This is a genomic window from Spiribacter curvatus, from assembly GCF_000485905.1.
Taxonomy (GTDB): Bacteria; Pseudomonadota; Gammaproteobacteria; order Nitrococcales; family Nitrococcaceae; genus Spiribacter; species Spiribacter curvatus.
On record NC_022664.1, the window covers coordinates 181,154 to 191,761 of the forward strand.

The window sequence follows — 10,608 nt, forward strand, 5'->3', positions numbered from 1 at the left end:
CTTGATGGCGCGACTATTCGGCAAGGTGGGATGGTAACCCAACTCGGTGAGTGGATCATTAACCGCGTCGCGAGCGCGGCTGACGATTGGTGTGAACGCGGGGTGACGGTCAGGTCCAGGGCGGTAGCCAGACCGCGAGCGCCGGTGGTGCGACAATGGCCCCCCACCCGGCAATGGCGAGGTAGGGGCCGAACGGCATTTCCCTCTGCCCGTCGATGCCCTTGAAAGGCGCCTGTATCAGCACGATCAGCAGCGCGGCGATCGGCGCGATCAGCATGGTTGCCAGCAGCGCCTCGGGTCCACCCCAGGCGCCGATGAGCGCAAACAGCTTGAAATCCCCGTAACCGAGCCCGTCGATGCCGCGGAGCAACCGATAGGCGGTGTTGATCAGCCAGAGTGACGAATACCCCAGCGCCGCGCCCAGGATGGCCAGGGTCGGGGTGATGAAGTCGGTGCCGACGCTGACCAGCAGCCCCAGCCAGACGCCACTCAGCGTCATCACGTCCGGCAGCAGGTGAGTCTCGAAGTCAATCACCGCCATCGCGATCATCAGCCCGCTCATGACCAGTATGGCGCCGGCGAGCGGTTCGACGCCGAAACGCCAGACGACGAGCGCTGTGACGATGGCAGTCAGCGCCTCGGTGAATGGGTAGCGAGCTGAGATGGGATTCTGGCAGTCCCGGCAACGGCCGCGGAGCAGAACCCAGCTGATGATCGGGACGTTGTCCCGAATGCGAATCGGGTGCTTGCAGTGCGGGCAGTGCGATCCCGGCCAGGCGATGCCGGGGGGCGGATCCTCGTCCACCACGGTGTCCATCTGACGATCGGCATGCTCAATCTGCGCGGGGATCCGCGAGATGACGACATTAAGGAAGCTGCCGATGAGGGCACCGACGACAAAGGCACTCGCAAGTGTAACCATTAGAATCAATGCCTGATAACGTTAGCGCCGTTTCCACCTTCCAACCCAGCATAATCGATATTGGCCTCAATCGTGGATAGTTGGGACAACTGTGTTTTTGCCGCATCGATCGCCATGCGGATACTGGATTCATCCGCGCATTCTACAGCTCCGAAGTCATCGCACGCATTGGGCGATTGGTAATCCGTGGCTTCAGTCTCTCCATCTATAGTGAGTTCACCGTTGGTTCCCTTGGCCTCCGCATCCAGTTGATTTGGTGCGACATAGATATGTTCCTTGAACTCTACTTCCGTGTTCTCGAGGTTATTGAACCGATATCTCGCCGGTTGACCATGAATGAACGTGTCTTCCTCAAAAACGAACGGGTCGTTTATTAGCTCACCGATCTGAAGAACCGCCTCATTATTGTCGGCAAACAAGTAAAGCTCTTTCTGGATCTTTGCTGTAGCGTTTTCGAATCCGTTAAATAATATTTCGGCCTTCTGCCCATGACCGATAACGGAACCTGCGAAGTCAATGCGATTGTTAGTAAAAGAGTTAATGGAAAAACGCACATTTTTCTTTGGGTTTGTAGTAGACACAAACTGCACGGTATCCCCAAAGACTAGATCGACATTCGTCATGTCTTCAATTTTTATTTCGGCCGCCCTCCCTGCTGCAAGTATTCCACCGTTGATATCCATCCTTTCGTTCTCAATAGATTTTATTTCTACATAAGATTTCTTTTCGTTGCCGTCAACGATAATCGTATTATCGAATTCAAATGTCGTATTGATTGATTCATTGATTCTGAGTTCGGCCTTTTCTCCTTTAACATAGACGGGACCGGTTATGGATGCGGTCTCATTTTCCAGTGAGTCTAACTCTAGGTTAGCGGCATCATCACGTCCGTTTACGATAAGAGGGCCGTTAATGGAGAAATCCATGTTAAGGATATCTTCGGCTCTCATCTCTGCTTTTTCGCCTGAGACGATAACTCCTTCGTTGAATTGGATGCTGTCGTTCTCTAAAGACTCTAGCTCGACGTACGCCTCTTTTTCGTCCGCAACAGCCGCGAAAACTCCTTTAAAATTGAGATTCGAGTTGATCATGTCTTCAATTAATATCTCAACTGTTTTGCCATAAATCTCAAAGTTCTCGTTTAGTTCCAGGTCGGAGCCTTCTAGTAAAATCTCCAGCTTTATATCCGCGTCGAGATTTTTTATCTGCCAGGGTTCTGTGATGGATATCGTGTCGTTAGTCAATTCACAAGTGAGGTCGATGGAATTGCCGATTGAGCCACTTGTCGGAAGCTCGCAAACTTCACCGATGCCGGGAGCAGCGTCCTTGAGATCCTGTACGCTTGTCACAGACGGAATTCCTGTTTGAAACCTATAGCCATATTCAGCTGTGCCGTCTCGAATGATGGCGTTGTAGGTGTTACTGGCTGGAGCCGGTAAGACACTGACCCCTAGCGAGGCGCTGGTCTTGTAAAGCTTGGTGCTCAAGGCGCTATGATTATTTGGATTTGACTGAAGTCGTGCGGCATCACCGACGCTTAGGCCCTGAAGGGCGCGGGTTTTTTCATTCGCGGTGACGGTATCCTGCGTCAGTACGGCATTGGTGCCGGCTGCGATCGCCCCGACACTTAGGATCGATATCATTGCCACGATGAGAACGGATCCGAGTTGGTTGGGACGATCTCGCGGTTCTGGTGAAATCTGTTCGCGCATGCCTAGTTCCTCTTGAAGGCTCTAACGGTGTAGACCGCGCCATCTGACTCCAGAACTAGCTCGTGTAACGCCTGGGCTGGTGGAATGGTTTTGCATTCGAAACGCGTTACGTTGTTGACCAAGATAGAGCTTGATGCCGTTGACGCCATTGGTGTTTGATTGACGACGAGCTCATTGGTTGCAGTGTTCCTTTGATACACGGTTTGTTGCGGCGTACCAAAACTGATAGAACCGGGGTTGCAATTAATTTTCAACCCGCGGAATCGAACCTCGTCAGTGATCCGTGCCAAGGCATATTCGATGTTCGCCTGTTGGTCCGTCTGTTGCTCGAGCTCGGTCCGATTCTCGATGAGATCAATCAAAGGCCGTCCAATAAAGCTTGCGAGTATCCCAAGCACAGCGAGCGTCACAACCAGCTCGATCAGCGTGAAGCCCTTGTGGCATTTGGTGCTTCTAAAACGCATGGTTTTCAAGGCGCTATCCTGCTCATGAGTTATGGAACGATAAGTTGCAGACTGTTTTTGCCCTGTATGGGGATCGTGAATTTAGTGGCGTTTGTTTCACCGATCTTTACAATCTCGCAGGACGGTTCCTGCACAACGCAAATATCTTGGTTTCCTCCGGACGTAAACAATTGATTATAAGTCTTGCCTGTGGTCCACGCGGCAAGTTCCTTGTCGGTCACTTGTACCCCACCCGAGCTACAGCCCTTTTGCGGCTGAGGGGGCTTCCATAGTCCTACTTTATTGCCCTTATTACCCTTTTTGTGCTGCTGGACGGCCAGCAATGTCTCATAGCAGCTCTCAGCAGCGCGCAGTCGTTCCGCATAGCTTTGATTGTTTGCCGAGAAATTCAGCGCGGTGATCAGTAGGCTCGCGATCGTCGCCGCGCTGATCCCGATGATTACAAGGGCGATAACCAACTCGATCAATGTGAATCCATCGAACCGATTCATTGGGATTCTCGGTCGTTTTCTGATCAGCCGTCGCATGGGGAACGCTCGACCCGCCCTGTTTCGCCTGTGAGGCAGATTTCCCGCGTCGCGCCATCTGAGGCGGTCAGGACTAGAGTATAAGGCGTGGACTTGTCACAAGGCGTGCAGCCATCACAATTCACTGCCGTTACACTGCCAGTGGCTCCTGAATTAAAATTGAAATCGATCGTCGCGGGGCAGACGTCCACTGACGGACCCGCCCGGTCGGCGATCGCTGCAGTCTCCACGGCGCCGGACGTTGCCGGCGGGAATTGATGGAGCGTCTGCGCTCTCGCGCGTCGCAACTCAGCCACGACTTGATCCTCGGCCTAAACCCGCTGCCCACGAGCTGACTGACCAGATCGACGTCGAAGATGGACAGACCAACGAATAGCAGGATGAACCCGGCACTGAGGCCGAGCACCCATGGATCGCCGAAGGTCGTTTGTTGTGTGCCTGTCCCGTAGTGATCTGGCGAATTCGCCATTCCTGATTACCCCCCTGATGAAAAACGCAGCATTCTGAGCGGCTTACAAAGGGAAGTAAAGTTTGGTGCAGTGATCAGGCCATCACTGCACCCTGGCAAGTAGCTGAGCATTGCCACCGGAGGCGGTCACGTCGACGCAGACATGACGCTCATGATGGACATGTGCCCGATCCGGACAGGCGGTGATCACCGGCAGGATCTCGCCGCCGCGCTGAGCCAGCGCATTGGCGAGCGCCCGGGCCCCGTCCTGATCGCCCCACCAGAGCACGCCGGAGAAACCGTTCAGCGTCTCGAGGGCGTCAGGGTTGAGTTTCCCGAGAACCTCGACACCGACACCCCCCAGCGCCTCCACCTGTCGACGCTGCTCGGCCGCGGCCGCAGCACCGGGGCCCAGGCAGAGCAGGGGCGACCGGGGGACGTGATAGAGGCGATTGGACTCGCCGGTGGGCCCGGGCATGTCCGTGCCCTGAGCTGGCATGGCCGGGGTCGGTATCGTATCGAGTACCGATTGAACCGAGTCCGGGTCGCTCAATGGGGTTGGCGGTTCCACCGCGGTCTGTGGCGCGGTCGCCTGGCCGAATCGGGTCACGTAGTCCGGGCCGCCCGCCTTGGGACCGGTTCCAGACAGTCCTTCACCGCCGAAGGGCTGACTACCGACAATGGCACCGATCTGGTTGCGATTGACGTATAGATTGCCGGCATGGACCCGATCGACGATGTGCTGGACCCGGTCCTCGATTCGGGTATGCACGCCGAAGGTCAGGCCGTAGCCGCGGGCATTGATCGCCTCGATGACTTCGTCGAGGGCCTCGGCGCGATAGCTTGCGACATGCAGGACAGGTCCGAATATCTCGCGCTCGAGGGCCTCGATGCCCTCGACATGGATCACCGCCGGCCCGACGAAATGACCGGTATCCGGTGCCTCGATCTGCTTGATGAGCCGGCCGTCATGCCGGGCATTATCGACATGCCGCTGGATGTCGGCCGCGGCGTCGGCATCGATGACCGGACCCAGATCCGTCGACAGCCGCCAGGGATCACCCAGCCGCAGCTCGTCCATCGCGCCTGAGAGCATACGCATGAAGTCCTCACGGACATCCTCCTGGATGTAGAGACAGCGCAACGCCGAGCAGCGCTGGCCGGCAGACTGGAACGCGCTGGCGATGACATCGCGCACGGCCTGCTCGTGGAGGGCCGTTGAATCGACAATCATGGCATTGAGGCCGCCCGTCTCCGCGATCAGTGGCGCACCGGGGTCGAGATGCCGGCGCATGCTGCGATGGATCGCCCGTGCGGTGTCAGTGCCACCGGTGAAGGCGACGCCATCGATGCGTGCATCACTCGTAAGGGCTGCGCCCACCGTGGTGCCGTCGCCGGGCAGGAATTGCAGGGCCGGGACGGGAACCCCCGCCTCATGGAGCAGGGCAACGCCCTTGGCGGCGGTCAGCGGCGACTGCTCAGCCGGCTTGGCGAGCACCGCATTGCCCGCCGCCAGGGCGCCCGCAATCTGGCCGGTGAAGATGGCGAGGGGGAAGTTCCATGGCGAGATGCAGGCGAAACGCCCCCGTGGCGTGGGCGCAAGCTGCCGGGACTGGCGGGCGTAGTAGTAGAGGAAATCGATCGCCTCACGCAGCTCGCCAACCGCGTCCAGCAGATTCTTGCCCGCCTCGCGGGCGACGATGGCGAGGATTTCACCGAAGTCGCGCTCGTAGAGCTCGGCGGCCCGCTCAAGAATGCTGGCCCGCTCCCGGGCTGAGGCCGACCATGGGCGGGCAGCGGTGATGGCGGCCTCGACTTCCGCCGCGGTGGCATCCCGCACGCGACCGACGAGATCGTTGGGGTCGGCTGGGTTGGGCATATCGTGCCCGCCACCGGCCTCGGCTTGTACGCCGTCGGCCGTGATCGGTGATGCCTGGAAGCGCCGCTCACGGAACGGCCGCCGGGCTCCCTCGATGCAGTCGAGATCGGCCAGGTCGCCGAGGTCGAAGCCGCGGGCGTTGCGGCGGCTCGGGAGGAAGAGCGCCGGGCCGTTGGCGAGCTTTGGGTTGACCGGTTGGACCACATCGTCAAGGGCCTCGAAGGGACAGGCAACAACGGTTTCTGGGGCGACGTTCTCGTCGACGATCTGATTGACGAAGGACGAGTTGGCGCCGTTCTCAAGCAGCCGCCGCACCAGATAGGCGAGTAGATCGCGATGCTCGCCCACGGGGGCATAGATCCGGCAGCGGGTGCCGTGACGATGCATGACGATGTCGTGCAGCCGCTCGCCCATGCCATGCAGGCGCTGGAACTCGAATGCCTCGGCCGGCACCTGCAGGTCGTCGGCCATCGCCAGGACCGCCGCCACTGAATGGGCGTTATGGGTGGCGAACTGCGGATAGAGGCGGTCAGTCATGCCAAGCAGCTGGCGGGATACCGCCAGATAACTGACATCGCTGCCCGCCTTGCGGGTAAAGACCGGGAAACCATCAACGCCCAGTGTCTGCGCGCGTTTGATTTCGGTATCCCAGTATGCGCCCTTGACCAGTCGAAGTGTCATACGCCGGTCGAGGCGTTGGGCCAGCTGATAGAGCCAGTCCACGGTATCGGCCGCGCGCTGCCCGTAGGCCTGGATCACCATGCCGAAGCCATCCCAGCCAGCCGTGGCGGGGTCCTGTAGCACCGCCTCGGCGACCTCGAGCGACAGATTGAGTCGGTCCGACTCCTCGGCGTCGATGTTAAAGCCGAGCCCCTTTTCCGCGGCCAGTTGCGCGAGGGCGGTGACGCGCGGCACCAGCTCGTGCAGCACGCGGTCGCGCTGGGCCAGTTCGTAGCGCGGATGCAGGGCCGATAGCTTGACCGAGATACCCGGGTTATCGCGGCCACTGCTGTATCGGGCCGCACCACTGATGCGGATGATCGCATCGCGGTAGGACTCGAAATAGGTCTGTGCGTCCGCTGCCGTCCGCGCCGCCTCGCCGAGCATGTCGTAGGAGTAGGTGAAGCCCTTTTTCTCCTGACTGCGGGCGCGTTTGAGCGCGGCCTCGATGGATTCCCCCAGCACGAACTGCCGGCCCATCTCGCGCATGGCACGACCCACGGCGGTGCGGATGACCGGCTCGCCCAGACGCTTGACGGCGCTGCGCAGGTTGCGGGTCACGCCCTGACTCGGGTTATCGAGGATACGGCCGGTCAGCATCAGCGCCCAGGTCGAGGCATTCACCAGGCTCGAGCTGGAATGCCCCATGTGCTGCCCCCAGTCGGAAGGCCGGATCTTGTCCTCGATCAGCGCGTCGATGCTGGGGGCATCGGGGACGCGAAGCAGGGCCTCGGCCAGGCACATCAGGGCGATGCCCTCGTCAGTAGACAGTCCGTACTCAGCGAGGAATACCTCCATCAGTCCGGGGCGGGCGCTCTGGCGGATCTCGCGCACCAGATCGGCGGCGCTGGCAACAATGGCCTGACGCTGCTCGGTACTCAGGTCAGCCCGATCCACAAGCCTTTGCAGCGTTGCGATTTCCGACCGACGCATGCCATGGGTCAGGGCCGCCGGGAGCTCGACGGGGCGATTGGTGTCGAGTGCACTGATTCGTATATCCATGGCAATCACAGTAAACGAGAAAAAATGGTAGGTTGTCCTGAAAAAGCACAATCAGCCAGGCGATTGATTTGTTTTAAGGGGTTAAAAAATGACGGATGAACCGGATAAAGCGGCTATGCTCGATCGTCTGGACCGCACCATCCTTCGCGTGCTGTCGGTGAACGGCGGACGGGCGGAGCTCGCCCGCCGTATCGGCCGCTCCAAGACGCCAACCCAGGCACGGCTTCAGCGGCTGGGAAAAAAGCATCCGGGGCTATCGGGCGATTCTCGACCCGATCGGGATCGGTGCCGCCCATGTGGCGTTTGTCGAAGTGCGGCTCTCCGACACCCGGGAGTCAGCGTTGCGGGATTTCAACGAGGCCGCCCGGGGCATCCCGGAGATCGAGGAATGTCATTTGATCGCGGGGGGGTTCGATTATCTGCTCAAGGTGCGCACGCCAGGTATCTCGAGCTATCGGCGGGTGCTCGCCGAGTCGATCTCGAGTCTGCCCTACGTCGCCTCCACGAGCACCTATGTGGCCATGGAGGCGGTCAAGGAGCTCGGCCCATGAGCGGGCTCAGGCAAGGATCAGATCGTAGGCGATCTTGAGCGCAAATCCCAGAAACGCCAGCCCCGCGAGTCGTTCGATCCAGTGCTGATGATCCTCAAGCCGGACCAGTAGCCCGGTGGATGCGGTCACCAGACTGATGGTCGAGAACCAGAGCATCGCGCAGACCCCCACAATGGCGATGATGGCAGCGATGACGATCGACGGCGTCGTCGGTTTGATGGCGCTGCCGAAGATACTGGCGAAAAAGACGATCGCCTTGGGATTGGTCAGATTGACGAGCAGCCCCAGGAGTACAGGATTACGGGGCCCGGCGGGAGTCTTCGCCGGCTCCTGCTCGATATGCCGGATCGGCGCACGCGTTGATAGCAGCCGGATGCCGAGATAGCCCAGAAAGAGCGCCCCGCAGGCGCGGACGACGATCTCGAATCCGTCGATCCGGCTGGTGAGCGTCGACAGCCCGATCGCGCTCAGCGCCGCGTAGAACGTGATGCCGATGCTCACACCCATGGCGGTCAGCACCCCCGCGCCGGTACCCCGGCCGATGGTATTGCGCACCACCGCCACGAAATCCGGGCCCGGTAGCATCAGTGCCGGCGAGAACACCGCGAATACACCGAGAATGGGGAACAGGGACTGCATCATCCGCCTACTCAGCCGCCATGGGGCAGGGGCAGTGCAACATTGCGGGTCGGTATCGGCACAGTCGATGGCTCATCGCTACTTTCATCACCCCCCATTATCCACGAGTTCGCCCCGTACCGCAGGCCACGCAATCCGTGCGTTGACCGCCCGCTGCGGCTAGGATGCCTGCATTGTCTGTGACAGGAGCGCTCCTGCCTTGAATACCCGGCTGCCACCGCCCATTATCCTGCTGTTTGCCGCCGGTGCCATCTGGGGGATCGACTGGCTGGTGCCCGCGGCGCGGGTGAAGCACCGTGGCTGAGCACGGCCGCCCTGGCGCTCACTGCGTTGGCAGGGGCGGTCATGCTGACCTCAGCCGTGTGGTTTGCCCGACAGAAGACCACGATTAATCCCCTGCACCCGGAGCGCGCCAGCCATTTGGTCACTACCGGGCCCTACGCGATCTCTCGCAATCCGATCTACCTCGCTGACGCCGCGCTACTGCTCGCCTGGGCGCTGTGGCTTGGCAACGCCGCCGGGGTGCTGATGGTGCCGGTGTTCATGCGCACCCTCACCCGGTTGCAGATCCGGTCCGAGGAGCAGGCCCTTGCCGTGAAGTTCGCCGAGACCTATCGCGACTACTGCCGTCGGGTCCGGCGATGGCTGTAGCCGAAAAAAGCACAGGCCTGCGACCGGACCGGGTTACCCTCGGCATCGCGCTGATGGTGGGGTTCACAGTCTGTGCGCCAATGATCGATACCTTCGCGAAACTCAGCGCTGGCCATATTGTGGTCGCGCAGATCGTCGCGGCGCGTTTTGTGATTCAGGCCATGCTGTTGATGCCAATGAGTGGGGTGTTTGGCTGGGCGCATCGCCCCGCCGGCCGTGAGGTGGCGCTGCAGTTCGCCAGGGCGGCCCTGATCCTGATTGCCACGGGGTTTTTCGTGGCTGCCCTGGCGGTGATGCCGCTGGCCGATGCGGTGGCCATTTTCTTCGTTGAGCCATTCATCCTGATCCTGCTCGGTGCGGCGTTTCTGGGCGAGCCGGTGGGCTTTCAGCGCCTGGTGCTATGCCTGGTCGGCCTGGCCGGTGCGCTGCTGGTCATTCAGCCGAACTTCGCCGCCCTAGGCCCGGCAGCGTTCCTGCCGCTTGGCACCGCCGTCACCTTTGCCTGCTATATGCTGCTCACTCGCACCATGGCCCGCCGCATGCACCCGGTTACCCTGCAGGCCTACACCGCCGTTGCCGCGAGCCTACTGATCCTACCGTTACTCGCGGCCGGGCACTGGATGAGCGTAGAGGCGCTCACCGTGCGGTGGCCCGATCCGCTGGTCTACTGGCTCCTGCTCGGAGTGGGGGTCGCCTCGACCGTCGCTCATATATTCGTGAGCTTTGCGCTATCCATGGCACCGGCGGGCATCATCGCCCCCATTCAGTACCTCGAGATCGTGACCGCGGCCGTGCTTGGCTACTGGATATTCGATGACCTGCCCGACACCTGGGCGATGATCGGCATCGTCATCATCATGGCCTCGGGCATCGGGATTTATGCCCGCGAGCGGGCCATCGAGCGACAGCTGCTACTCAACCGGCCGGTCGACTAGCGCGATAGATGCTTGGGGAATGGTGGCCAGGGAGAGAATCGAACTCCCGACACGACGATTTTCAATCGTCTGCTCTACCGACTGAGCTACCCGGCCACAATTGAGAGTCGTATTCAAACCGATGCGTCCGGACAGGTCAAGGCGCTGAGCCTATAATC

9 protein-coding genes, 1 tRNA gene and 1 pseudogene are annotated in these 10,608 nt (G+C 60.3%); 4 read left to right on the top strand and 7 right to left on the bottom strand.

The features are described from left to right. Positions 1-109: 109 nt before the first annotated feature. From SPICUR_RS00875 to putA, 5 genes are all read right to left on the bottom strand, one after another. Positions 110-922, bottom strand: a complete 813-nt coding sequence (locus SPICUR_RS00875) for a prepilin peptidase (RefSeq protein ID WP_023365088.1) — start codon at positions 920-922, stop codon at positions 110-112. A 5-nt stretch (positions 923-927) separates the two neighbouring features. Beyond that, positions 928-2,634, bottom strand: coding sequence for a hypothetical protein (locus SPICUR_RS00880; RefSeq protein WP_041381545.1), 1,707 nt, complete (start codon positions 2,632-2,634; stop codon positions 928-930). Positions 2,635-2,636: 2 nt separating this feature from the next. Then, on the bottom strand, positions 2,637-3,098 hold the full coding sequence (locus SPICUR_RS00885; RefSeq protein ID WP_023365092.1) for a type II secretion system protein: 462 nt from the start codon (positions 3,096-3,098) through the stop codon (positions 2,637-2,639). A gap of 29 nt (positions 3,099-3,127) precedes the next feature. Beyond that, entirely contained in the window at positions 3,128-3,589 is a 462-nt protein-coding gene (locus SPICUR_RS00890; RefSeq protein WP_023365094.1) for a type II secretion system protein, read from the bottom strand. A gap of 587 nt (positions 3,590-4,176) precedes the next feature. Continuing rightward, positions 4,177-7,674, bottom strand: coding sequence for a bifunctional proline dehydrogenase/L-glutamate gamma-semialdehyde dehydrogenase PutA (gene putA, locus SPICUR_RS00895; RefSeq protein WP_076742124.1), 3,498 nt, complete (start codon positions 7,672-7,674; stop codon positions 4,177-4,179). Positions 7,675-7,789: 115 nt separating this feature from the next. Between putA and SPICUR_RS10225 the strand changes: the two are divergent. Both SPICUR_RS10225 and SPICUR_RS10045 read left to right on the top strand, forming a co-directional pair. Continuing rightward, a pseudogene (locus SPICUR_RS10225) lies at positions 7,790-7,903 on the top strand (AsnC family transcriptional regulator); the annotation flags it as partial. A 67-nt stretch (positions 7,904-7,970) separates the two neighbouring features. Beyond that, positions 7,971-8,225: an Lrp/AsnC ligand binding domain-containing protein gene (locus SPICUR_RS10045; RefSeq protein ID WP_023365100.1), complete on the top strand. Its 255-nt coding sequence runs from the start codon at positions 7,971-7,973 to the stop codon at positions 8,223-8,225. Positions 8,226-8,231: 6 nt separating this feature from the next. On the opposite strand, the gene SPICUR_RS00905 is transcribed toward SPICUR_RS10045, so the two are convergent. Beyond that, positions 8,232-8,867 carry a LysE family translocator gene (locus SPICUR_RS00905; protein ID WP_023365102.1) on the bottom strand — a complete coding sequence of 212 codons (636 nt, stop codon included), beginning with the start codon at positions 8,865-8,867 and terminating at the stop codon, positions 8,232-8,234. Between the two features lie 312 nt (positions 8,868-9,179). On the opposite strand from SPICUR_RS00905, the gene SPICUR_RS00910 reads away from it, so the two are divergent. Beyond that, positions 9,180-9,515 carry a methyltransferase family protein gene (locus tag SPICUR_RS00910; protein WP_257719858.1) on the top strand — a complete coding sequence of 112 codons (336 nt, stop codon included), beginning with the start codon at positions 9,180-9,182 and terminating at the stop codon, positions 9,513-9,515. After that, positions 9,506-10,450, top strand: coding sequence for a DMT family transporter (locus SPICUR_RS00915; protein ID WP_023365107.1), 945 nt, complete (start codon positions 9,506-9,508; stop codon positions 10,448-10,450). Before SPICUR_RS00910 ends, SPICUR_RS00915 begins: the two co-directional genes overlap by 10 nt. A 20-nt stretch (positions 10,451-10,470) precedes the next feature. On the opposite strand, the gene SPICUR_RS00920 is transcribed toward SPICUR_RS00915, so the two are convergent. After that, positions 10,471-10,546: transfer RNA gene (locus SPICUR_RS00920), tRNA-Phe, on the bottom strand. Positions 10,547-10,608: the final 62 nt, after the last annotated feature.